19 protein-coding genes are annotated in these 23944 nt (G+C 72.4%); 13 read left to right on the forward strand and 6 right to left on the reverse strand.

Annotated features, from left to right (window positions below; translation table 11 throughout):
- Positions 1–151 precede the first annotated feature (151 nt).
- The 3 genes from LOK46_RS09385 to LOK46_RS09395 all read right to left on the reverse strand — a co-directional run bounded on the left by LOK46_RS09385 (position 152) and on the right by LOK46_RS09395 (position 4659).
- Entirely contained in the window at positions 152–2002 is a 1851-nt protein-coding gene (locus LOK46_RS09385) for an NADPH-dependent assimilatory sulfite reductase hemoprotein subunit (RefSeq protein ID WP_273563521.1), read from the reverse strand.
- Between the two features lie 260 nt (positions 2003–2262).
- Positions 2263–4032 carry a diflavin oxidoreductase gene (locus LOK46_RS09390; RefSeq protein ID WP_273563522.1) on the reverse strand — a complete coding sequence of 590 codons (1770 nt, stop codon included), beginning with the start codon at positions 4030–4032 and terminating at the stop codon, positions 2263–2265.
- 111 nt (positions 4033–4143) lie between these two features.
- Positions 4144–4659 (reverse strand): Lrp/AsnC family transcriptional regulator, encoded by a 516-nt coding sequence (locus tag LOK46_RS09395; RefSeq protein ID WP_010686224.1) that lies wholly within the window; start codon positions 4657–4659, stop codon positions 4144–4146.
- A 265-nt stretch (positions 4660–4924) separates the two neighbouring features.
- Between LOK46_RS09395 and LOK46_RS09400 the strand changes: the two genes are divergently transcribed.
- The 3 genes from LOK46_RS09400 to cysN are packed head-to-tail and all read left to right on the forward strand — an operon-like array spanning position 4925 to position 8102.
- The gene (locus LOK46_RS09400) at positions 4925–5737 is read left to right on the forward strand and encodes a phosphoadenylyl-sulfate reductase (protein WP_273563523.1); all 813 of its coding nucleotides are present in this window, start codon (positions 4925–4927) and stop codon (positions 5735–5737) included.
- Positions 5734–6696 carry a sulfate adenylyltransferase subunit CysD gene (gene cysD, locus LOK46_RS09405; RefSeq protein ID WP_273563524.1) on the forward strand — a complete coding sequence of 321 codons (963 nt, stop codon included), beginning with the start codon at positions 5734–5736 and terminating at the stop codon, positions 6694–6696. Before LOK46_RS09400 ends, cysD begins: the two co-directional genes overlap by 4 nt.
- On the forward strand, positions 6696–8102 hold the full coding sequence (gene cysN / locus LOK46_RS09410) for a sulfate adenylyltransferase subunit CysN (RefSeq protein WP_273563525.1): 1407 nt from the start codon (positions 6696–6698) through the stop codon (positions 8100–8102). Before cysD ends, cysN begins: the two co-directional genes overlap by 1 nt.
- 168 nt (positions 8103–8270) lie before the next feature.
- Here cysN and LOK46_RS09415 read toward each other — a convergent pair whose 3' ends face one another.
- Together LOK46_RS09415 and LOK46_RS09420 are read right to left on the reverse strand one after the other, a co-directional pair.
- Positions 8271–8993 (reverse strand): fumarylacetoacetate hydrolase family protein, encoded by a 723-nt coding sequence (locus tag LOK46_RS09415; RefSeq protein WP_273564571.1) that lies wholly within the window; start codon positions 8991–8993, stop codon positions 8271–8273.
- Positions 8936–9973, reverse strand: a complete 1038-nt coding sequence (locus tag LOK46_RS09420; RefSeq protein ID WP_273563526.1) for an LLM class flavin-dependent oxidoreductase — start codon at positions 9971–9973, stop codon at positions 8936–8938. Before LOK46_RS09420 ends, LOK46_RS09415 begins: the two co-directional genes overlap by 58 nt.
- Before the next feature lie 200 nt (positions 9974–10173).
- Between LOK46_RS09420 and LOK46_RS09425 the strand changes: the two genes are divergently transcribed.
- The 4 genes from LOK46_RS09425 (at position 10174) to LOK46_RS09440 (ending at position 14114) form a co-directional block, all read left to right on the forward strand.
- Positions 10174–11376, forward strand: a complete 1203-nt coding sequence (locus tag LOK46_RS09425; RefSeq protein ID WP_273563527.1) for a pyridoxal phosphate-dependent aminotransferase — start codon at positions 10174–10176, stop codon at positions 11374–11376.
- Between the two features lie 25 nt (positions 11377–11401).
- Complete coding sequence (locus tag LOK46_RS09430; RefSeq protein WP_273563528.1) at positions 11402–12244, forward strand: NAD(P)-dependent oxidoreductase; 843 nt, start codon at positions 11402–11404, stop codon at positions 12242–12244.
- 427 nt (positions 12245–12671) lie between these two features.
- Positions 12672–13046 (forward strand): hypothetical protein, encoded by a 375-nt coding sequence (locus tag LOK46_RS09435; RefSeq protein ID WP_273563529.1) that lies wholly within the window; start codon positions 12672–12674, stop codon positions 13044–13046.
- Positions 13047–13160: 114 nt separating this feature from the next.
- Positions 13161–14114, forward strand: a complete 954-nt coding sequence (locus tag LOK46_RS09440) for a DMT family transporter (protein WP_273563530.1) — start codon at positions 13161–13163, stop codon at positions 14112–14114.
- A 19-nt stretch (positions 14115–14133) separates the two neighbouring features.
- On the opposite strand, the gene LOK46_RS09445 is transcribed toward LOK46_RS09440, so the two are convergent.
- Entirely contained in the window at positions 14134–14403 is a 270-nt protein-coding gene (locus LOK46_RS09445) for a hypothetical protein (RefSeq protein ID WP_273563531.1), read from the reverse strand.
- Between the two features lie 336 nt (positions 14404–14739).
- Here LOK46_RS09445 and ileS point away from each other — a divergent pair, with 336 nt between their 5' ends.
- From ileS to LOK46_RS09475, 6 genes are all read left to right on the forward strand, one after another.
- Positions 14740–17706 carry an isoleucine--tRNA ligase gene (gene ileS / locus LOK46_RS09450; RefSeq protein ID WP_273563532.1) on the forward strand — a complete coding sequence of 989 codons (2967 nt, stop codon included), beginning with the start codon at positions 14740–14742 and terminating at the stop codon, positions 17704–17706.
- A gap of 85 nt (positions 17707–17791) precedes the next feature.
- Positions 17792–18307 (forward strand): signal peptidase II, encoded by a 516-nt coding sequence (gene lspA, locus LOK46_RS09455; protein ID WP_273563533.1) that lies wholly within the window; start codon positions 17792–17794, stop codon positions 18305–18307.
- Between the two features lie 160 nt (positions 18308–18467).
- Complete coding sequence (locus LOK46_RS09460; RefSeq protein WP_273563534.1) at positions 18468–19133, forward strand: hypothetical protein; 666 nt, start codon at positions 18468–18470, stop codon at positions 19131–19133.
- A gap of 159 nt (positions 19134–19292) precedes the next feature.
- Complete coding sequence (locus LOK46_RS09465; RefSeq protein ID WP_273563535.1) at positions 19293–20702, forward strand: M16 family metallopeptidase; 1410 nt, start codon at positions 19293–19295, stop codon at positions 20700–20702.
- 107 nt (positions 20703–20809) lie between these two features.
- A complete protein-coding gene (locus tag LOK46_RS09470; protein WP_273563536.1) occupies positions 20810–22105 on the forward strand; it encodes a M16 family metallopeptidase in 1296 nt (431 codons plus the stop codon).
- Between the two features lie 632 nt (positions 22106–22737).
- A complete protein-coding gene (locus LOK46_RS09475) occupies positions 22738–23688 on the forward strand; it encodes a ring-cleaving dioxygenase (protein ID WP_273563537.1) in 951 nt (316 codons plus the stop codon).
- Positions 23689–23944: the final 256 nt, after the last annotated feature.

The raw sequence follows: 23944 nt of genomic DNA on the forward strand, positions 1-23944 counted from the left end.
GCCGGGTCTTCGACGGCGGTTCGGGGTGTGCCGGAGCGGTCGTCCGGACCGGTGCGCGGGAGGCGTGTCGCGCCGGGCCCCCGCTCCCTGCCGCCGCGGCCCCGCGGTTCCGCCGCGTCCGGGAGCCTCGTCCCGGACGCGCGGCCTGCCGTCAGCCGAGTGCGGCCGGCTTGAGGGCGCCGGTCCGCTCGTGGAAGTCCGGGCCGTTGGTGGTGCGGGCCACGTGGCCGGCGCGGATCAGGTAGTCGCCGAAATGCTCGCCCGGCTGCCGGCCCTTCGCGTAGTCGGCGAAGAGCGGGTCGAGGGTGTCGCGGATCTCGGAGGCCGCCACGTCCTCCCGGTAGAGCTTGCTCAGGCGCGAGCCGTCATGGGCGGCGCCCAGGTAGAGGTGGTAGCGCTCGGGGCCGCGGCCGACCAAGCCGATCTCGGAGATGAACGGCCGGGCGCAGCCGTTCGGGCAGCCGGTGGAGCGGATCGTGATCTCCTCCTCGGCGAGCCCGTGGGACGCGAGGCTCTCCTCCAGCTCGGTCATCAGGTCCGGCAGGTAGCGCTCGCTCTCGGCCAGCGCGAGGCCGCAGGTCGGCAGGGCCACGCAGGCGAGCGAGCTGCGCCGGAGCGCGCTGGCGCCCCGGGTCAGGCCGTACTCGTCGACCAGCGCGTCGATCTCGGCGCGCTTCTCGGCCGGGACGTTGGCGATGATGACGTTCTGGTTGCCGGTGAGGCGGAAATCGCCCTGGTGAACCTCGGCGATGCGGCGCAGCCCCGAGAGGAACTGCGCGCCGCCCTCGATGTCCTTGATCCGGCCCGAGGGCACGTAGAGCGTCAGGTGGTGGCGGCCGTCGTCGCCCTCGACCCAGCCGTAGCGGTCGCCGTTGCCGGTGAAGGTGTAGGGCTTGGGCGCGCCGAGCTTCTTGCCGACGCGCTTCTCGACCTCGGCCCGGAAGGCGTCGAGCCCGTAGCGCTCGATCGTGTACTTCAGCCGGGCGTTCTTGCGGTTCTTGCGGTTGCCCCAGTCGCGCTGGACGGTCATCACCGCCTCGGCGACCTTCAGGGCGTCCTCGGGCTTCACGAAGCCCATCACGTCGGCGGTGCGCGGGAAGGTGTCGGGCTCGCCGTGGGTCATGCCCATGCCGCCGCCCACCGTGACGTTCCAGCCGGTGACCTGGTTCTTCTTGTCGAGGATCGCGATGAAGCCGAGGTCGTGGGCGAAGATGTCGACCTCGTTGGAGGGCGGCACCGCCACGACGGTCTTGAACTTCCGCGGCAGGTAGGTGCGGCCGTAGACCGGCTCGACCTCGGCCGCGTCCTCGCCGCCGACCACGCGCTCGCCGTCGAGCCAGATCTCGCGCCACGCGCTGGTCTTCGGCAGCAGCGAGTCGGAGATGTCCTTGGCGAGCTGGTAGGCGGCCTTGTGGGCGCCGGTCTGGGCCGGGTTCGTCGCCGCCATGACGTTGCGGTTGACGTCGCCGCAGGCCGCGATCGTGTCGAGCAGCGCGCCGTCGATGGCGGCCATCGTGCGCTTCAGGTTCGACTTGATCACGCCGTGGTACTGGAAGGTCTGGCGCGTGGTCGCGCGCAGCGCGCCGCCCGCGTAGGTCCGGGCGATGTCGTCGAGGATCAGCCACTGCTTCGGGGTGATGACGCCGCCGGCGATGCGCAGGCGGATCATGAAGCTGTAGGCCTTGTCGAGCTTCTTCTTGGTCCGCTCGGGGCGCAGGTCGCGGTCGTCCTGCAGGTACATCCCGTGGAACTTCACGAGCTGCCCGTCATCCTCCGAGATCGCCCCGGTGGCGTGCTTCAGGAGCCCGTCCGCCAGGGTGCCGCGGAGGTAGCCGCTGGCGATCTTGATGTGCTCGTTCGCGGCGAGTTTCTCCGCGCGCGCGGCCTCGGCGTCCGTGATCGGGCGCGCGGTCGGCGGGGTCTCGTAGACGCGCTTGGCCGGCGTGGCGGTCGGGCCGGGGGCCGGGGTCTCGGCGGCGTCGCGGGGGCTGTGGTCGTCCATGGGGTGAATCCGTCTGTCTGAGCGCGTCTGCCACCCCGCGCGTCAGGGGTGGGTGCCGGGCGGAACGCGTGCCGGTTCACGGGAGGGGCGGGATCCGCGACGGTCCCCCTCTCCCGTGCGGGAGAGGGTCGGGGTGAGGGATGCGCCCTCTCCGGAAAGACCTGGATCCCTCACCCTGTCCCTCTCCCGCCCGGGAGAGGGGTCCCGCGCCCCGTCCTGCTCCGCTGCAATCGATCCTGCGGCCTCGGAAGGCCGGTCCGTCAGTAAACGTCCTGCTGGTAGCGGTGGCCGCGCTCCAGAGCCGCGACCTGCGCCTCGGCGTCGGCGGCGCTGAGGCCCTTCGCGGTCTGGTACGCTCCCACCACGGCGGCGCGCACGTCCTTGGCCATGTTCTTCGCGTCGCCGCAGACGTAGAGGTGCGCCCCCCCGTCCAGCCAGGAGACCAGCTCCCGCGCGTGCTGGGTGATCCGGTCCTGCACGTAGACCTTCTCCGGCTGGTCCCGCGAGAAGGCGACGTCGATCTTCGTGAGCGACCCGTCCTCCAGGGCGTCCTGCCACTCGAGCTGGTACAGGAAGTCGTGGGTGAAGTGCCGGTCGCCGAAGAACAGCCACGACCGCCCGGGGGCCTCGACAGCCCGGCGCTCCTGCACGAAGGCGCGGAACGGCGCGACGCCGGTGCCCGGCCCGACCATGATGATGTCGGTGGCCGGATCCTGCGGCAGGCGGAAGTGGCGGTTCGGCTTCAGCCGCACCCGCAGCTTGGCGCCGTCGCGGATGCGGTCGGCGACGTGGACCGAGGCGACCCCCGAGCGGGCGCGGCCGTGGGTCTCGTAGCGCACCGCCGCGATGGCGAGGTGGACCTCGTCGCCCACCTCCTTGCGGGAGGAGGCGATCGAGTAGGCCCGCGGCGGCAGCGGCCGGGTGATGGTGCCGATATGCTCGGCCGTCAGCTTCGCCGGGTAGGTCTCTAGCAGGTCGATCAGGTGCCGGCCCTCGATCCAGGCCTTGGCCGCGCCGCTGTCGATCAGCGTCTGCGCGTCCGCGTGGCCGGTGGCCTTCACGAACCGCTCGATCGTGGCGGCCGACAGCGTGGTGATGTCCCGCTCGGCGAGCAGCGCCGCGCGCAGGGCCTCGTCGCCCGGGAGCCCGGCGGCGTTGAGGATCTCGTCCACCAGCTGCGGGTCGTTCTCGGGGAAGATCTCCAGCGAATCGCCCGGCTCGTAGGCCGGCGCGCCGTCCTCGAAGGCCAGCGCCAAGTGGATCGTCTCCTTGTCGGAGCGCGAGGAGTTGAGGTTCACGTGCTCGACGACCTCGACCACCGCGGGCTCGCGGCTCGGCTCGGCGTCGTCGTCCTCGCCGGACCCGGCGCGGGCGAAGTCCACCGCCACGACGTTGTCGGGCTGCTCCGCCGGGGCGAGCGCCTTCAGCGCGCCCTTGATCCAGTCGGCGGCCGGCTTCTCGAAGTCGAGGTCGAGGTCGGCGCGCTCGGCGGCGCGCTTGGCGCCCAGCGCCTCGAGGCGCGCGTCGAGCGCCTTCCCGATGGCGCAGAACTCCGCGTAGGAGGTGTCGCCGAGCGACAGCACCGCGAACTCGACGCCGTCGAGGCGCGGGGCGCCCTCCCCCATCAGCTCGCCGTAGGCCCGCACGGCCCGGGCCGGCGGCTCGCCCTCGCCCCAGGTGGCCGCGATGGCGATCAGCTTGCCGGCCTTGGGCAGGGTCGCGACGTCGAGGTCGGAGAAGTCCACGACCTTCGGCTTGAAGCCCTGCTTGCGCGCGAGCTTGGCGACGCTGCCGGCGAGCGCCTCGGAGTTCCCCGACTCGCTGGCGTAGATCACCGTCAGCGGCGCGGCGGCCTTGGGCGGGGCGGCCGGGACCGCGGCGGGCTGGCCGCCCGCGGCGTCGAGCCCGGCCAGGAAGCCGGCGAGCCACGCGCGCTGCGTGGGGCTCGCGGCACCGAGCACCGCGTCGAGGCTGGCGCGCTCGCCGTCCCCGAACGGGGCGGTGCGCGGGAGGAGATTCTGGCGGGACATCACGGGACCATGTCGGGGCCGGCGCGGCCGGTGTCAATCGAGAAACGTTCGTTTTGCAGAACGGGCGGAGTTTAGGACATCACGTTCGCTGCGCTGCGAAAAAAGAGAACTTCATTCTCCGACCACGGCGAGGACCGGCGCGGTCCCCGGCAGGTGCCGCCCGTTCTTGGGCGGCGCCGGCAGCGGCAGGGCCGTGGTGGACTTCACCTTCTCCATGGCGAAGCGGGAGGTGACGTTCTTGAGCGGCAGCACCGCGATGAGGTGCTTGTAGAAGCTGTCATAGGCCTGCATGTCGGCGACGACGACCCGCAGCATGTAGTCCACGTCGCCGGCCATCCGGTAGAACTCGAGCACCTCCGGCATGGCGGAGACGGTTGCGGCGAAGCGCTGCAGCCACTCCTGGGAGTGGTCGGCCGTCTCGATGGAGACGAACACGGTCAGCCCGAGGCCGAGCTTCACCGGATCGAGCACCGCCACCCGGCGGTCGATGACCCCGTCGGCCTCCAGCTTCTGGATGCGCTTCCAGCACGGGGTCTGCGACAGGCCCACGCGCTCGCCGATCGCCGCGATGGAGAGCGTGGCGTCCGTCTGCAGCAGGGCGAGAATCTTCAGATCGATCGCGTCCAAAGCTGTCTCCGTGGGCTTCCGCCGCGCGCGAGGCGCGAGCGCATCTACGTGTCTACCGGTACCGGTGAGAATAATCTTTTACCTCGGGCCCATGCTGCCCGCGCCGGAAGCTGTGCGCAACCGCACGCCGAACCGCGGGTCGGACCCGGCCAAGCGCGCCGGAGCGCCTTGACTTCGTTCGGTATAGCGAACATTTCGACCGTTCGACAACAGGCACGGCGCGGGCCGTGGCCTTTCCACCACGCGAACCCCGGGACATGGCGCGATGACCCGTCCGGACCGACAGACGGCCGATTCCCTCGCGGAGCGACTGTCCGGGCTCGACCTTCCAGGCCGCCTCCACCTGATCGCCGCGGAGATCCCCGGCCGCCTCGTCTTCACGACGAGCCTCGGGGTCGAGGATCAGGCGCTCACCCACGCGCTGGCCATGGCGGGCCTCGCGAAGGGCCGCGTCGAGATCGTCACCCTCGATACCGGCCGCCTCTTCGCCGAGACCTACGACACCTGGACCGAGACCGAATCGGCCTACGGCATCCGAATCACCGCCTACGCGCCCGAGCGCGCGGCCGCGGAGGATTTCGTGCGCGACGCGGGCATCAACGGCTTCCGGCGCTCGGTGGCCGCCCGGCAGGCCTGCTGCGGCTTCCGCAAGGTCGAGCCGCTGGGCCGCGCGCTGGCCGGGGCGAGCGGCTGGCTCACCGGGCTGCGGGCCGGCCAGTCGGCCAACCGCGCCGAGACGCCGCTCGCCGCGTTCGACGCGGAGCGCGGCCTGATCAAGCTGAACCCGCTGGCCGACTGGTCGCGCGACCGGGTCGACAGCTTCGTGCGCGAGAACTTCGTGCCCTACAACGTCCTGCACGATCGCGGCTTCCCGTCGATCGGCTGCGCCCCCTGCACCCGGGCCGTGAAGCTCGGCGAGCCGGAGCGGGCCGGCCGCTGGTGGTGGGAGCAGGAAGACAAGAAGGAGTGCGGCCTGCACGTCGGACGCCCGCTCGCGTCGGTGCAGCCGGGTCAGGAGCCCGCCGCCTTCGAGACCACCCCGACTCAGACCGCCCGCCAGCCGGAGTTCGCCCGATGAGCGCCGCCCTCGCCGCCGCCGTGCAGCCGAGCGCCCCCGCGCCCGCACCGACCGCCGCCGACCGCCTCAGCCACCTCAAGCGGCTGGAGGCCGAGAGCATCCACATCTTCCGGGAGACGGTCGCCGAGACCGAGAACCCAGTGATGCTCTACTCGATCGGCAAGGATTCCTCGGTGCTGCTGCACCTCGCCCTCAAGGCCTTCGCGCCCGGGCGGCTGCCGTTCCCGCTGCTCCACGTCGACACGACCTGGAAGTTCCGCGAGATGATCGCCTTCCGCGACGCCCGCGCGGAGGAACTCGGCCTCGACCTGCTGATCCACACCAACCCGGATGGACTCGCCCGCGGCGTCGGACCGGTGAGCCACGGCTCCGAGGTTCACACAGATGTGATGAAGACACAGGCCCTGCGGCAGGCGCTCGACAAGCACAAGTTCGACGCCGCCTTCGGGGGCGCCCGCCGCGACGAGGAGGCGAGCCGCGCCAAGGAGCGGATCATCTCGCTCCGGACCGCGCAGCACCGCTGGGACCCGAAGCGCCAGCGCGCCGAGCCCTGGCACCTCTACAATCTCAAGAAGAAGCGCGGCGAGTCCCTGCGGGTCTTCCCGCTGTCGAACTGGACCGAGCTCGATATCTGGCTCTACATCGAGCAGGAAAACATTCCGATCGTGCCGCTCTACTTCGCCAAGGAGCGGCCGGTGGTCGAGCGCGAGGGCCAGCTCATCATGGTCGACGACGAGCGGCTGCCGCTCGAGCCCGGCGAGACCCCGCAGCAGCGCCTCGTCCGTTTCCGGACGCTGGGCTGCTACCCCCTCACCGGCGCGGTGGAGAGCGACGCCGCCTCGCTCCCCGAGATCATCGGCGAGACGCTCGCCGCCCGCACCTCGGAGCGCCAGGGCCGGGTGATCGACAAGGACGGGGCCGGCGCCATGGAGCGCAAGAAGCAGGAGGGCTATTTCTGATGACGCTGCACCAGGCCCCCAACGCCTTCGGCGACCGCGCGGCCGGCTACGCGGCCTTCCTCACCGCCCACCGCAACAAGGCGGTGCTGCGCTTCATCGCCTGCGGCTCGGTGGATGACGGCAAGTCGACCCTGATCGGGCGGCTCCTGCACGACACCAAGCAGATCTTCGACGACCAGATCTCGGCGCTCCAGCGCGACTCGCGCAAGCACGGCACGCAGGGGCAGGAGGTGGACCTCGCGCTGCTCGTCGACGGCCTGCAGGCCGAGCGCGAGCAGGGCATCACCATCGACGTCGCCTACCGGTTCTTCTCGACCGACAAGCGCTCCTTCATCGTGGCCGACACCCCCGGCCACGAGCAGTACACCCGCAACATGGCCACCGGCGCCTCGACGGCCGACGTGGCGGTGATCCTGGTCGATGCCCGCCAGGGCCTGACCCGCCAGACGCGGCGCCACGCGCTGCTCGTGTCGAATCTCGGGATCCGCCGGGTCGTGCTGGCGGTGAACAAGATGGACCTCGCCGGCTGGGCGCAGGGCACCTTCGACGGCATCGTGTCGGGGTTCTCGGACTTCGCCCGCGGGCTGAACTTCGCCGAGGTCAAGGCGATCCCGCTCTCGGCCAAGAACGGCGACAACGTCGTGGACGCGGGTGTCGCGGCGCCGTGGTACACGGGCGGCACCCTGCTCCACTACCTCGAGACCGTGCCGGTCCACGCGGAGGCGCTCAACGCGCCGTTCCGGATGGCGGTGCAGTGGGTCAACCGGCCGAATTCCGAGTTCCGCGGCTACAGCGGCCGGATCGCCAGCGGCCGGGTGCGGCCGGGCGACCCGGTGACGGTCCAGCCCTCCGGCCGGACCTCCACGGTGGCGCGGATCTACACCGCCGACGGCGACCTGCCCGAGGCCGGCGAGGACGAGTCGGTGACCCTGGTGCTCGCCGACCAGATCGACGCCTCCCGCGGGCAGGTGATCGTGGCCACCGACGCGCCGATGCGGGTCACCGAGACCCTCGACGCGCGCCTGTTCTGGGCGGCCGAGACCGATCTGAGCCCGGGTGCCAGCCTGTTCGCCAAGATCGGCACCGCCACGGTCACCGCGACCGTGGAGCGGATCGTCTCGCGCATCGATCCCGAGACCGGCAGGCCCGGCCCGGCCGAGCGCCTGTCGGCGAACGACATCGCGGACGTGGCCCTGCGCCTCGACCGGGCGGTGGCGGTCGACGCCTACGCGGAGAACCGCGAGACCGGCAGCCTGATCCTGATCGACCGCGAGACCACCGACACGGCGGCCCTCGGGCTGGTCCTGGCGCCCAAGGCGGACGCCGCCCCGGCGACGACGCCCGGTGCGAAGCCCGCGGAAGGGGCCGGGTTCCTCGCCCGCCTCGGTCGTCTGTTCGGGCGCTGAGGACGACCCGAGCACCCCGGCCGTTCTCGGGTGATGGCTGCGACAGTGCCGTCCATGCGCGCGGAGCGAAGCAATCCAGCCGGCGCGACGACTCCCGCCGTCGCGCTGCCCCGGGTCACTGCGCTGCGCTCGTGAAGACGGTGCGGGTCGCTTCGATCGGACGGCGGATCAGACCAGCCTGAAGCGCAGCGCCCCGAGCCCTTCCAGCTCCGACACGACCTCGTCGCCGGGCTTCAGCCACGCGCGGTCCTCGCGCGGGATCTTCTCGCCGAAGATCACGCCCTGCGGGGTGCCGGTGTAGAAGATGTCCCCCGGCCGGATCGTCATCACCTTCGACGCGAAGCTGATGAGCTGGCGGCAGTTGAAGATCATGTCGTCGGTGCTCCAGTCCTGGCGCACCTGGCCGTTGACCAGCGTCTTCAGTTTGAGATTGTTCGGGTCCTTCACCCGGTCGGCCGTCACCAGGTAGGGGCCGAGCGGCGCGAATCCGTCCGAGGTCTTGCCGATCATGAATTGCGAGGTCAGCGTCTGGAGATCCCGGGCGCTGAAATCGTTGCCCGTGCAGTAGCCGGCGACATAATCGAGGGCGTCCGCCTCGGACACGTTGCGGCATTCGCGGCCGAACATCATCACCAGCTCGGTCTCGTAGTCGAATTCCCGCGCCGCCTGGGTCGGCAGCGCGATCGTGCCCCCGTGGCGGTCAGGAATTCGCGTCGGTTGCCCATGCTGCCTCTCCTCCGGTCGGCCCGTCCGGTCGCGGGCGTGAACCGAGGAGGAGCCTGCACGGCCGGCGCCGCTGCCGCCAGGAGGCGCGGCAGGTGCCGGGTGACGGCTCAGGCCGCCTGTGAGGCGGCGCCGAGCCCCCAGGCCCGCGCCAGCAGCGCGTAGGATTCGTGCCGCGCCGCCTGGTCGGGGATCGCCGAGACGATCATCAGCTCGTCGGCCTGCGTGCGCGCGACCATGTCGGCGAGCCGGGCCCGCAGGGTCTCGGGGCCGCCCACGTGCAGGCGGTCGCGGCCGCGCTCGATCTGCATCTGCTCGCCGTCGGAATACGGGTAGGCCAGCGCCTCGGCGAGGCTCGGCAGCGGCCGGTACTCGCCGCGCTCGCGCCGCAGCGTCGCGAGCCGCGCGCTGGACGCCAGCCGCTCGGCCTCCGCGTCCGTGGCGGCGCAGACCGCCGCCACCGCCAGGATCGCGTGGGGCTTCGCGCCGAGCCGCGTCGGCCGGAACCGGTTCCGGTAGTCCACCATCGGCGGCTCCGCGGGCATCCCGGAGAAGTGCTGCGCGAAGCCGAAGCCGCAGCCGATCTCGCCCGCGAGGCGGGCGCTGTAGTCGGAGGAGCCGAGCAGGAAGATCGGCGGCAGCGGCACGCCCGCGGGGCTCGCCTCGATCCGCGCGAACGGGTGCCCCTCCGGGAAGCCGCCGTCCCAGAACAGCAGCTCCTGCAGGCGGTCGAGGAAGTCGTCCCCGCCCCCGTGGCCGCCGCCCTCCCCCGGCGCCTCCCGGCGGCGCAGCGCCCGCGCGGTGAGGCCGTCCGTGCCGGGCGCGCGCCCGAGGCCCAGGTCGATCCGGCCCGGGAACAGGGCCTCCAGGACCCGGAAGCGCTCGGCGACCATCAGCGGCGCGTGGTTCGGCAGCATGATGCCGCCCGAGCCGACCCGGAGGTTGCGGGTCGCGGCGGCGATCTGGCCGATCATGATCTCGGGCGCCGGGCTCGCCACGTTGGGCAGGGCGTGGTGCTCGGCGAGCCAGTAGCGCCGGTAGCCGAGGCCGTCGACGTGGCGGGCGAGCGCCAGCGTGTCGTGCAGCGCCCGCGCCGGGGTCGAGTCGGCGCCGACGAAGGAGAGGTCGAGGACAGAGAGCGGAGTCATGGGCAGGATCTGGTAACGACGCTCCCGCAAAGCGAGAGCGGCCGCGCAGGAGAGCCCTGCGCCGCGCGCCGGGCGCGGGCGGCTGCTGCGTGCCGCGCACCGCCTTGCCGGCTCAGCGTCCCGGGCCTAGGGTCCGCCGCGCCGCGATATGGGCGGCGTCCGGGCATTCTTCGCCCACACGATCCGGAGCACCGCACGCCATGGCTCTCCTCGCCGACGTCCTCTCGCGGGTGAAGCCGTCCGCGACCATCGTGATGACCCAGAAGGCCCGGGACCTGAAGGCCTCCGGCGTCGACGTCATCAGCCTGTCGGTGGGCGAGCCCGACTTCGACACGCCCGAGCACATCAAGCAGGCCGCCATCGCGGCGATCCACCGGAACGAGACCCGCTACCCGCCGGTCTCCGGCATCGTGCCCCTGCGCGAGGCGATCGTGCGCAAGTTCAAGCGCGAGAACGGGCTGGACTACAAGGTCTCGCAGACCATCGTGGGCACCGGCGGCAAGCAGGTGCTGTACAACGCCTTCCTCGCCACGCTGAACCCCGGCGACGAGGTGGTGATCCCCCGCCCCTACTGGGTGTCCTACCCGGAGATGGTCGGGCTGTGCGGCGGCACGCCGGTCTTCGCCGACACCGACATGGCCAACGGCTTCAAGCTCCAGGCCGAGGAGCTCGACCGGGTGCTGACCCCGAAGACCAAGTGGATCGTCCTCAACTCGCCGTCGAACCCGTCGGGCGCCGCCTATTCCCGCGCCGAGATGAAGGCGCTCACCGACGTGCTGCTCCGCTACCCGGACGTGCACATCCTCACCGACGACATCTACGAGCACCTGACCTACGGCGATTTCGAGTTCGTCACGCCGGCCCAGGTCGAGCCGCAGCTTATCGAGCGGACGCTGACCATGAACGGCGTCTCGAAGGGCTACGCCATGACCGGCTGGCGCATCGGCTACGCGGCCGGGCCGGAGGCGCTCATCAAGGCGATGGACTTCGTCCAGGGCCAGCAGACCTCCGGCGCCAGCACGATCGCGCAATGGGCCGCGGTCGCCGCCCTCGACGGGCCGCAGGACCACCTCGCCACGTTCCGGGCCGCCTTCCAGGGCCGGCGCGACCTCGTCGTGTCGATGCTCAACCAGACCAACGGGCTGACCTGCCCGACGCCCGAGGGCGCGTTCTACGTCTACCCGTCCTGCGCGGCGCTGATCGGCAAGAGGACCGAGGCCGGCAAGACCATCGAGACCGACGAGGACTTCGTCATGGAGCTGCTCCAGGCCGAGGGCGTGGCGGCGGTCCACGGTTCGGCCTTCGGGCTCGGCCCGAACCTGCGCATCTCCTACGCGACGTCGAACGCGGTGCTGGAGGAGGCCTGCCGGCGCATCCAGCGCTTCTGCGGCTCGCTGCGGTAGCGGCCCCGAGGTCCCGGAGGGTCCCGTGCCCACGATCGCGGTGATCGCCCCGGGCGCCATGGGCAGCGCCGTCGGGGCCCGGCTCGCCGGGCACGGCGCCCGGGTGCTGACCTCCCTGGACGGGCGCGGGGCGGCGAGCCGCGCCCGGGCCGAGGCCGCCGGCATGGCGCATGCCGGGGACGGCGATCTCGCCGCCGCCGATCTCCTGCTCTCCATCGTGCCGCCCGCCGACGCGGAGGCGCTGGCCCGCCGGCTCGCGCCCGCCCTGGCGGCATCGCCGAGAAAGCCGGTCTACATCGACGCCAACGCCGTCGGCCCGGAGACGGTCGGGCGCATCGCCGGGATCGTCGCGGCCACCGGCGCGCCGTTCCTCGACGGCGCGATCCTCGGCCTGCCGCCGAAGCCCGGCAGCGCGGGACCGCGCGTCTACGTCTCGGGTCCGGACACGGCCTCGGCCCTGGTCCTGCGCGACCTCGGCCTCGACCTGCGCGTTTGTCCCGGCGCGGTCGGCGCCGCCTCCAGCCTCAAGATGAGCTATGCCGGCCTCAACAAGGGCCTGACGGCTCTCGCCGCGCTCGTGATCGGCGCCGCCGAGCGCGCCGGCGCCGGGGAAGCGCTGCTGGCCGAACTCGCCGAGAACGAGCCGGCGCTCCTCGCCCGGTTCGCCAGGGGCCTGCCCGACATGGCACCGAAGGCCTATCGCTGGGCGCCCGAGATGGAGGAGATCGCCGGGTTCCTCGGGCCCGACGCGGCCGGGCGGCAGGTCTTCTCCGGCTACGCCGCGCTCTACCGGCGCCTCGCCGCGGAGGACAGCGCGGGCGAGATCGCCGCGCTGATGCGCTTCGCCGCGGCCGCGGCGGAGCACTGATCGCCGCGGGGTCCCGGAAACGGCCCCGCCTCTGTTGCCGGCTCGGCTGTCACCATCTACACGGGCTGTCCCCAGCGGCCGATGCGCCTGAAGGTTTCGCGAGCCCGCTCGGGCCTGCATGGCGGCGGGGTCGGCAGTGACGGGACGGTCCGGACCAGTTCTCTGGGCCGTTCCTGTGAGGCTCAGTGGGCCGAGTCGCTGCAGGAGTGTCGGGAGCGCGGGGAACAGGAACCGCGGGTCCGGCGCATGGCCCACATGATTTCCCGCCCGATTCCGCCCGCGAGACCTGTCGCGGGCGCGGGGCTCTGCCCCGTTCCGGGACAGGGGCACCCGGGGCCGTTGCGGCTTCGTTCACGCTCCCGCGCGATGATGCGTCAGGGCCGGGGATCCGGTTCCGCGTAACCGCGTTCTCTCGGGCCTGACGACCATGCGAGCCCTGCTCACCAGCGGCATCAAGGCGATCCTCGGCATCGCCGCGCTCTCCACCGCCGCGCACTGGACCCTCCGGGTCCAGCGCGAGTCCGCCGCGCCCGCCGTCGCGACGGCGAGCCTCGCCGAGCCGGCCGCGACCGGCTCCATCGAGCCGCGCCGGGTCGAGCGGGCCGCCGCGCTGGCGCCCGCGCCGGTCGCCGCGGCGGCGCCGGCCCCGGCCGCGCGCGCCGCCGCGGGGCTCGACCAGTCGCACCTGGCCGCCCTGATCGCCGGCACGACGCCGCCCAAGCCGAAGCTCGCCAAGACCGCGACCAAGACGGCCTCCGCCGAGAAGGCGCCCGTCGCCGAGAAGGTCGCGGCGAAGCGCTGAGCTCCCGCCGGCGCGGGCGACCGTGCCGGCTGCATGGTTCCCCTGCGCGCCGGCGGATACCGGCGCGGTGCCGGGCGTGGCAGGGATTTCGGCCTCTACCGAGATTGGTCAGGCATGAGCACGCAGGTCGCGACCTCCGTCCCCGACGACATCGCCGCGACGCGCGCCGATCCGGAGGCCGACCTCGCCGGCCGCCGGCGGATCGTCGGCATCGCCCTGATGTGCGGGGCGGTCGCCTTCTTCGCGAGCCTCGACGCCTGCGGCAAGACCCTGGCGCGGGCCGGCGTCGACCCCCTGGTCACCACCTTCATGCGCTACGCGGCCAGCGTCGCCATGATCTCGCTGTTCATCAACCCGGTGCGCACGCCGGGCGTCGTCAAGAGCCGGCGCCTGCCGCTGCAGATCGCGCGCTCCCTGCTGCTCTTCGCCTCCACGGCCCTCAACTTCCTGGCCCTGCGCTACCTGCAGCTCGCCGAGACGATCTCGATCCAGTTTGCCGCGCCGCTCACCGTGGCGCTGCTCGCCGGGCCGCTGCTCGGCGAGTGGTCGTCGCGGGCGCGGCTGGCGGCGATCGGCGTCGGTTTCCTGGGCGTGCTGGTGATCGTGCGGCCCGGTGTCGGCGGGATGCATCCGGCCGCGCTGCTCTGCGTCGCCAACGTCGTGGTCTACGCCTTCTACGCGATCATCACGCGCAAGCTCGCCGCCTACGACTCGACCGCCACGACCATGTTCTACACCGGCCTCGCGGGCCTCGCGCTGATGGCCCCGCTGCTGCCGTGGATCTGGACGAGCCCGGCGAGCCTGACCCACTGGGCGCTGCTGTTCGGGGTCGCGCTGTTCGGGACGCTGGGCCACTGGCTGCTGGTGATGGCCCATGCCCGGGCCCCGGCCAACGTGCTGGCGCCGTTCATCTACACGCAGCTGCTGTGGTCGGTGACGCTGGGCTTCCTGCTGTTCGGCGACGTCCCGAGCCGCTGGACGGTGGCGGGCGCCATGATCGTGGTCGGCTCAGGGTTGTATCTCCTGGCGCAGGAGACGATCCGCCGGGAGGCGCGGCCGGCCGCCTGAGGCGACCGGCCGGAACCTGTCAGCGGCCGAGGCGCTCCTGGCGCTCCATCCGCTCCTCGCGGCGGTTCTCGCGGGCCCGGCGGGCCGGGTCCGGATCGGTGCCGAGCACGCCGCCGACCGTGCCGGTCGCCGCGCCGACCGCGCCGCCGACGACGCCGCCCACCGGGCCGGCCGCGGCCGAGCCGTCCTCGACGCCGCGCTGGGCGCCGCGCGCCGTGCCCTGGGCCTCCGCGGCGCCCGCGTAGGCCAGCGGCGCGAGGGCGAGGGTCGCGATCAGAAGCTTCTTCATGGGGATACTCCCGGATGTCGGTCTGGGTCGGCTCCGCGCCGCCGCGGCGGGCGGAGGGTGTGTCGGTCAACGGTTCAGACGCCGATTGGTCCCATCCGCGGTCACGGGCGCGCGATCCGCGCTGCCGCTGGCCTCGGGCCGGGGCGGCTGGTAGAGAACGCGTCATGCACGCTTCGCGCGCCCTGCGCGGCCCCGGCCGCCCGATCCGAATTACCGGCCCGGCCTCCGCCTGAGGGCCCGCTCTAGCGCGGCCGCGCGGAGGTCCGGGATCCTCCTGCCGCCCGACCCGATTCCGCCGGCCCGACGCTGCCGGCCCGACCGCCGATGCGAGATCCGATGACCGCCCCCGAGACCGCGCCCGCCCGCGACTATTCCAAGACCCTGTTCCTGCCGCAGACCGAGTTCCCGATGCGCGCCGGCCTGCCGGTGCGCGAACCGCTCTTCATCGAGCGCTGGAAGCGGATGGACCTCTACGGGACGCTGCGCGCCCGTGGGCGGAACCGGCCGAAATTCGTGCTCCACGACGGCCCGCCCTACGCCAACGGCAACATCCACATCGGCACGGCGCTCAACAAGATCCTCAAGGACGTGGTGGTCCGCTCGCAGACCGCCCTCGGCTTCGACGCCAACTACGTCCCGGGCTGGGACTGCCATGGCCTGCCGATCGAGTGGAAGATCGAGGAGCAGTACCGCGCCAAGGGCCGCAACAAGGACGACGTGCCGGTGATCGAGTTCCGGCAGGAATGCCGGACCTTCGCGGCCCAGTGGCTCGACGTGCAGCGCGAGGAGTTCAAGCGGCTGGGCGTCACCGGCGACTGGGACCATCCCTACGCCACCATGGCGTTCCCGGCCGAGGCCGTCATCGCCGACGAGCTGATGAAGTTCTCGATGAGCGGCCAGCTCTATCGCGGCTCCAAGCCGGTGATGTGGTCGGTGGTCGAGAAGACCGCGCTGGCCGAGGCGGAGGTCGAGTACGAGGAGCACGTCAGCGACACGGTGTTCGTCGCCTTCCCGATCCGCTCCGGCGCCGAGGGCGACCTCGCGGCGGCCCGGATGGTGATCTGGACGACCACCCCCTGGACGATCCCCGGCAACCGCGCCGTCGCGTTCTCGAAGAAGATCGCCTACGGCCTGTACCGGGTCACGGAGGCGCCGGCCGACAACTGGGCGACCCCCGGCCAGACCTACGTGCTCGCCGACAGCTTGGCCGCGACCGTGTTCAAGGCCGCCCGGGTCGAGGCGGTCGAGCGCGTGGCGAATGTCAGCCCGGCGCAGCTTGCCGGCCTCACCCTGGCCCATCCCCTGGCCAAGCTCGGCTACGCCTTCGCCGTGCCGATGCTCGACGGCGACCACGTCACCGACGAGTCCGGCACCGGCTTCGTCCACACGGCGCCGAGCCACGGCCGCGAGGATTTCGAGCTCTGGATGGCGAGCGGCCGGCTGCTGCGCGAGCGCGGCATCGACGCGACCATTCCGTACACGGTCGACGCCGACAGCGTGCTGACGGAGGCCGCCCCGGGCTTCACCGGCACCCGCGTGCTCACCGCCAAGGGCGAGAAGGGCGACGCCAACAAGGCGGTCATCGCCGCGCTGACGGAGGCCGGGGCGCTGATCGCCCGCGGGGTGCTGCGCCACCAGTACCCGCATTCCTGGCGCTCCAAGAAGCCGGTGATCTTCCGCAACACGCCGCAATGGTTCATCGCCATGGACCGGCCGGTGGACTCGCTCGGCAACCGGACGCTCCGCGAGGTGGCGCTCCAAGGCATCGACGACACCCAGTGGGTGCCGACGCAAGGGAAGAACCGCATCACCGGCATGGTCGCCAACCGGCCGGACTGGGTGGTCTCGCGCCAGCGCGCCTGGGGCGTGCCGATCACCGTCTTCGTCCACCGCGACACCGCCGAGATCCTGAAGGACGACGCCGTCAACGCCCGCATCCGCGACGCCTTCGCGGCCGAGGGCGCCGACGCGTGGTTCCGGGACGACGCCGCGCAGCGCTTCCTGGCGCCCGACCACGACCCGGCGTCCTACGAGAAGGTCACCGACGTCCTCGACGTCTGGTTCGATTCCGGATCGACCCACGCCTTCGTGCTCGACGATCCGGAGGCCTTCCCGGGGCTGGCCGGGGTGAAGCGCGTCCGCGACGGCGGCCAGGACCGGGTCATGTACCTGGAGGGCTCCGACCAGCACCGCGGCTGGTTCCAGTCCTCGCTGCTCGAATCCGCCGGCACCCGCGGCCGGGCGCCCTACGACATCGTCCTGACCCACGGCTTCGTGCTCGACGGCAAGGGCCTGAAGATGTCGAAGTCGAAGGGCAACGTCGTCGCGCCGCAGAGCGTCATCAAGGATTCGGGCGCCGACATCCTGCGCCTGTGGGTCGCCGCCTCCGACTACACCGACGACCTGCGCATCGGGCCGGAGATCATCAAGACCTTCGCGGAGACCTATCGGAAGCTCAGGAATTCCCTGCGCTGGATGCTCGGCTCCCTGGCGCACCGCGTGCCGGGCGACGACGTGGCGTACGCGGACATGCCGGAGCTGGAGCGGCTGATCCTGCACCGGCTCGCCGAGCTCGACGGCGAGATCCGCGAGGCCTACGCGGCGTTCGACACCAAGCGGGTGGTGGCGCTGCTCAACGGCTTCATGACCGGCGACCTGTCGTCCTTCTACTTCGACGTCCGCAAGGACGCCCTGTACTGCGATCCCGTGTCCTCTGTCCGCCGCCGGGCGGCGCTGCAGGTGATCGACGAGGCCTTCCGCCGGGTGACGATCTGGCTCGCCCCGGTGCTGGCCTTCACGGCCGAGGAGGCGTGGCTCGACCGCTACCCGTCCGAGGACGGCTCGGTGCATCTCCAGACCCTGCCGGAGACTCCGGCCGACTGGCTCGACGCCCCCCTCGCGGAGCGCTGGCACAGGATCCGGCGGGTCCGGCGGGTGGTCACCGGCGCCCTGGAGATCGAGCGCGCGGCCAAGCGCATCGGGGCGAGCCTGGAGGCGGCGCCGACGGTCTACGTGGCGGATCCGGAGCTGCTCGCGGCGCTCGAGGGCTGCGACTTCGCCGATACCTGCATCACCTCCGCCATCACCGTGACGGCGGGCGAGGGCCCGGCCGAGGCCTTCCGGCTCGACGAGGTGCGCGGCGTGGCGGTGGTGCCGAGCCCGGCCGAGGGGCGCAAATGCGCCCGCTCCTGGCGGGTCAGCCCGGAGGTGGGCAGCGACCCGGACTACCCGGACGTGACGCCCCGCGACGCCCAGGCCCTGCGCGAGTGGGACGCGGCGCATCCGGAGGCGAGCGCGGCGTGAGGGCGTTCCACGTCGTCGGCGGCGCCACCCCCTCTCCCCGCCCGCGGGGAGAGGGGGGCGCCGGCCCGGGCCGGGCGCGTCGCCCGTGACGCCCTTCCGCGCCGGCCTCCTGGCCCTCGTCCTCACCCTGATCCTCGATCAGGCCACCAAGCTCGGGCTCTATTTCGGCACCGACCTCGTGCTGACGCAGCCCTGGCGGCTGGCGCCCTTCGCCGACTTCGTGGTGGTCTGGAACCGGGGCGTCTCCTACGGGCTGTTCCAGCAGGAGGGCGGCCTCGGCCGCTGGCTCCTCGTGGCCCTGTCGCTCGCCGCCGCGATCGGCCTCGGGATCTGGATGCGCCGGGCCACGTCGCGGCTCCTCGGAATCGCCCTCGGGCTGATCGTCGGCGGCGCGCTCGGCAACGCCATCGACCGCGCCGCCTACGGCGCCGTCTTCGACTTCGTCCACCTGCATGCCGGCGGCTGGTCCTGGTACGTGTTCAACGTCGCCGACGCGGCGATCGTGGCCGGCGTGATCGGCCTGATCCTCGACAGCCTGTTCCCGGACGGCCGCAGGGGCCGGGCGTCCCCGCCGCAGGGCGACCCGGCGCCGCGCCTGTGATCCCTGCAACACACAGGTACGGCCGCATCCCCCTCCTGGCGCGACGCGGTCAAGGCGCCATACGATCGCCGGAAACCGGCCTCAGGCCGGGACCCGTCGGATCGGGCCGCGCCGCGGCCATCCCAGAGCCGGACGCCCCGTCCGGAACCCGTGAGGCAGCATGACCGGGCATCGCAGGCTTCGTCCCCTCCTCTCCGCCGCGGTGGCCCTGGCTCCGCTCTGCGTCGTCGGTTCCGCGCACGCGCAGGAGCGCGGCGAGTTCATGCGCGACGCCCTGTCGGGCATCGGCCTCCTGGAGAAGCGCCAGGATCCGATCGACTATCACGAGCGGCCGCCGCTGGTGATGCCGCCGAAGATCGACGGCAAGGCCCTGCCCCAGCCGCGGGCACGCTCCACCAGCACCGCCTGGCCGAAGGATCCCGAGATCGTCGAGCGCGAGCGCGCCGCCGTGGAGCGCCGCAATCCCAAGGGCTCCCAGGCCCAGGGCCGCTACGACGACAACAACGCCACGCTCTCCGTGGAGGAGATGCGCGGCGGCCGCCGCGCCGGGGCGGGCCTGACGACCACCGCCGAGCGCAAGCCCGGCGACAACAACCGCGACGACAGCCTGCTCAGCCCCTTCGATCTCCTGAAGGGCAAGAGCGCCAACGCCGAGCCCTCCGACATCGAGCCGAGCCGCGACACGCTCACGGATCCGCCCACCGGGTACCGGCAGTCGCCCAAGCAGCTGGCCCGGCCGCCGTCGAGCGACCCGATCAACAACGCCAGCCGCGAGCGCGAGGAGTCGGATCCCCGCGCGTATCTCCGTCAGCGCGCGCAGCAGTGACGGGGGCGCCGTGTCGCCGTTGCAACGGCGCGGCGGCGTGGCAACATGAGATGATCGTCCCGGTGCGGTTCTTGCGCCCCGGTGACCAGGACGGCCCCGATCCTCGTGCGCGTCCCGACGCGGGACGCCTCGATCCGGGGCCGGCAGAAGGAAAGCGGAATGCACCTGTTCAGGAAGGCGACGCCCACCCTCTTCCCGCTGCGTCCGGGCTCGCCCTACGGCGGCAGCGCCGGCCGGGGCGAGGCCGCGCCGTTCGGGCGTTCCGAGGCGGGCGGACCGGAAGTGACGGCCTTCACCCTCGACAACGGCCTCGACGTGGTGGTCGTCCCCGATCACCGGGCCCCCGTCGCCACCCACATGATCTGGTACCGCAACGGCTCGGCCGATGATCCGCTCGGCCAGTCGGGCATCGCCCACTTCCTCGAGCACCTGATGTTCAAGGGCACCGAGAAGCACCCGGTCGGGGCCTTCTCGAAGGCGGTGTCGGGCCTGGGCGGCCAGGAGAACGCCTTCACCAGCTACGACTACACCGCCTACTTCCAGCGGGTCGCCCGGGACCACCTCGGCACCATGATGGCGTTCGAGGCGGACCGCATGAGCGGCCTCGTCCTCGACGACGCCGTCGTCGCCCCCGAGCGCGACGTCGTGCTGGAGGAGCGGCGCATGCGGGTCGAGACCGACCCCTCCGCCCAGCTCTCCGAGGCGATGGCCGCCGGCCTGTTCGTGCACCATCCCTACGGCATCCCGATCATCGGCTGGATGCACGAGATCGAGGGCCTGAACCGCGAGCACGCGCTGGCCTACTACAAGCGCTTCTACACCCCCGAGAACGCCATCCTGGTGGTGGCCGGCGACGTGACCCCCGACGAGGTCCGGCGGCTCGCCGAGACCACCTACGGCCGCGTCGCGCCCCAGGGGGCCCGGCCCGAGCGCCTGCGGGCGCGGGAGCCGGAGCCGAAGGCCCTGCGCCGCGTCGCCGTCGCCGACCCGAAGGTCGAGCAGCCAACCCTGCAGCGGCTCTACCTGACCCCGTCCTGCATCACCGCCCGCGACGGCGGCTGCCACGATCTCGAGCTGCTGGCCGAGGTTCTGGGCGGCGGCTCGACCTCGTACCTCTACCGCAAGCTGGTCATGGAGACCGGCCTCGCGGTGAATGCCGGCGCCTGGTACATGGGCTCGGCGATCGACGACACCCGCTTCTCCGTCTACGCGGTGCCCGCCGAGGGCGTGCCGCTGGAGAAGCTGGAGGAGGCCGTCGACAGGGTGCTGCGCCGCGCGCCCGCGGAGGCCCTCGACGCCGAGGCGATCGAGCGCGCCAAGACCCGCCTCGTGGCCGAGACCGTCTACTCCTCGGACAGCCAGTCGTCGCTGGCCCGGATCTACGGCTCGGCGCTGGCGATCGGCGAGACCATCGAGGAGGTCCGCCGCTGGCCGACCGACATCGAGGCGGTGACGCAGGAGCGCCTCAAGGGCGCGGCCGAGCGCTGGCTGACGCCGGCCCGCTCGGTCACCGGCTACCTGACCAAGGCGCAGGATCCCGACGCCCCGGTCGCGATGGCCGCCGAGTAACCCCGGGTGCGTCCCGCCAGGTCCGTTACGGGTCCGGGCGGGGCGTTCTGCCGAACGGGAGCCCTGGCCCGCTCCGCCGTCGCCCGAGAAAGAGACACGAGGTTCCCATGAGCTTGGCCGAGACTCTGGTCGAGACCACCGCCCAAACCGTCAGCTCGCCCACCACGGCGCTGCCAGTGACGACCGCCCCCGGCATCGAGGCGTGGCACGTCGAGTCCCCGGTGGTGCCGATGATCGCCCTGGCCTTCACCTTCGAGGGCGGCGCCGCCCAGGACCCGGCCGGCAAGGCCGGCTGCGCGCAGATGCTGGCGCGGCTCCTCGACGAGGGCGCCGGCGACCTGACCTCCGACCTGTTCCAGGAGCGCCTGGCCGCCCGGGCGATCGAGCTGTCGTTCCACGCGGGGGCCGACGCGGTCGGCGGCTCGCTGAAGATGCTGGTCAAGCACGCCGACGAGGGCATCGCGCTCCTCGCCCTGGCGCTCGCCAAGCCCCGCCTCGACCCCGACGCGATCGAGCGCGTCCGCGGACAGATCATCGCCGGCCTGCGCTACCAGCAGAACGATCCCGGTGTTCTCGCCTCCCGCCGCTTCTTCAAGGAGGCGTTCGCCGGCCATCCCTACGCGCGCCCGTCCTCCGGCACCGTGGAGAGCGTGACGGCGATCACCCGGGACGACCTGCTGGCCATGCATGCGCGCATCATCGGCCGGGGCCGGGTGAAGGTGGCGGCGGTCGGCGCCATCGGCGCCGAGCAGCTCGCCGAGGGCCTGAACCGCGCCTTCGGGGCCCTGCCGGAGGCCGGCGAACTGAAGGCGGTGCCGCGCACCGAGGTGCACGAACTCGGCAAGCGCGTCGTCGTCGACCTCGACGTGCCCCAGTCGGTGATCCGCTTCGGCATGGCGGGCGTGCCGTGGCGCGACCCGGACTTCATCCCGGCCTACGTGCTGAACCACATCCTCGGCGGCGGCGCCTTCACGTCGCGCCTGTTCCAGGAGGTGCGCGAGAAGCGCGGGCTGGCCTACTCGGTCGGGACCTCGCTGGTCAGCCACCGGTCGGCCGCGATGACCTGGGGCTACACCGCCACCAAGAACGAGCGCGTCGGCGAGGCCCTGTCGGTGATCGGCGACGAGATCGGCCGGCTGATCACGGACGGCCCGGACGACGACGAGCTCCAGAAGGCGAAGGATTACCTGACCGGCTCCTACGCGCTCGGCTTCGACACCTCGACCAAGATCGCCCACCAGCTGGTGCAGATCGCCTTCGAGGAGCTGGGCATGGACTACATCGCCCGGCGCAACGCGATGGTGTCGGCCGTGACCCAGGCGGATATCCGCCGCGCCGCCGCCCGCACCTTCGCGGACGGGAGGATGCTGGTGGTCGCCGCCGGCCGGCCCGTCGGACTCTGAGGGCGCCCGCGCCCTGTCGCCTGAGATGGGGGTGATCGAACTGACGCCGGACGACGTGGCCGATCTGATCGAGGCGCGGGCGGAACAGGCGCGCGGAGATCTTGCGACGGAGGCCGAGGTCGAGGCCGTTCTGTCGAAGTAGCGGCTCTGACACCGTTTTCCGGTGCTGCCTCCGGCGCGGCCGTCTTTGCGAGCGGAGCGAAGCAATCCAGTCGGCGCGACGCTTCCGGTGGGCGCGCTGATCCTGGGTCACTTCGCTGCGCTCGTGATGACGGCGCGGGCGGCCTCAACCGATGGCCGTGCTCAGGGTCTCCAGCTCGGACCGGTGTTGCAGTCCGAGCCAGAACTCCGCGCTCGTTCCGAAAGGGCGGCCGAGGCGCAGGGCCGTATCGGCGGATATCCCGATCTGCCTGGCGGCAATCCGCTCGAGAGGGTGCCCGGAACGTGGCGCGCGCGCGATCCGCGATCGATGCGGCAGACGATCCCGAGAGAATCAGAAGATCGTCCCGCAGGGCCGCGCCGGGATGCAGCGGCGGCAGAATGGCGTCGGCTCCGTCCATCAGGACCCTGCCCTCGCAACGCCACCCCCGATCCCCACCTTAGCCAGATCGGCCGCAGCCCCCAGGACCGACATGCAGCTCACCGGCATCCACCACCTCACCGCGGTGACCGCCCGCGCGGCGGAGAACGTCGCCTTCTACACGGGCACGCTCGGCCTGCGGCTCGTGAAGAAGACGGTGAACCAGGACGACGTCTCGGCCTACCACCTGTTCTACGCCGACGGGCTGGCGAGCCCCGGGACCGACATCACCTTCTTCGACTGGCCGGCGCCCCGGGAGCGGCGAGGCTCCGGCAGCATCACCCGCACGCATCTGCGCGTCCCGGGCGAGGGCGCGGTCGCGTGGTGGCACGCGCGCCTGCGCGAGGCCGGCCTCGTCGAGGCCGAGCCCGTCGCGCGCGACGGGCGCCTCACCCTCGACTTCGAGGATCCGGAGGGCCAGCGCCTCGCCCTGGTGGACGATGGCGGGACCGGGCCGGAGCATCCCTGGGACGGATCGCCGGTGCCGGCCGCCTACCAGATCCGCGGCCTCGGCCCGATCCGGCTCTCGGTTCCGGACCCGGCCCGCACCGCCGCCGTGCTGACCGAGGTGCTCGGCATGCGCCGGGACCGCGCCTTCGAGACGGGGGACGGCCCGGTGGAGGTCTACGCGATGGGACCCGGCGGACCGGCCGCGGAGCTCCAGCTCCTGGCCGACCGGTCCGCGCCAGCCCGCCAGGGCGCGGGCGCGGTCCACCACGTCGCCTTCCGCATCCCGGACGGGGATCACGAGGTCTGGGCCGACAGGCTCCGGGCGGCGCGGGTGCCGAGCAGCGGGCCGGTGGACCGCTACTACTTCCGCAGCCTCTACTTCCGCGAGCCCAACGGCATCCTGTTCGAGATCGCCACCGACGGGCCGGGTTTCACCGCGGACGAGCCCCTGGAGACCCTGGGCGCGCGCCTGGCCCTGCCGCCGTTCCTGGAGCCGCGCCGGGCCGAGATCGAGGCCGGGCTGACGCCGCTCCGGCCCGCCGCCCCCGTCTGAGAACGCCGCGCGGGGCCCGGCCTGCGGCAACCCTCCCATGTCCGGAGCGGCGCTGCGGAGCGTCCGCGAAGACGCTAAATATTCGAACGATTCCAGGCCGTTCACTTCTTTCGCCAGTGTGATCCCGGCACGCCTTGACGGGCGTGCTGCAACTGCGAAAGAAGCAGCGCGCGCGTGTTCGCATCCGGATCCGGGCGGATTTCCTGCCGAGGATCCACCCCCGCCCGAGCGGGGCGGCGGGGATCCCCCGCACCAC

Source organism: Methylobacterium sp. NMS14P (genome assembly GCF_028583545.1).
Classification (GTDB): domain Bacteria; phylum Pseudomonadota; class Alphaproteobacteria; order Rhizobiales; family Beijerinckiaceae; genus Methylobacterium.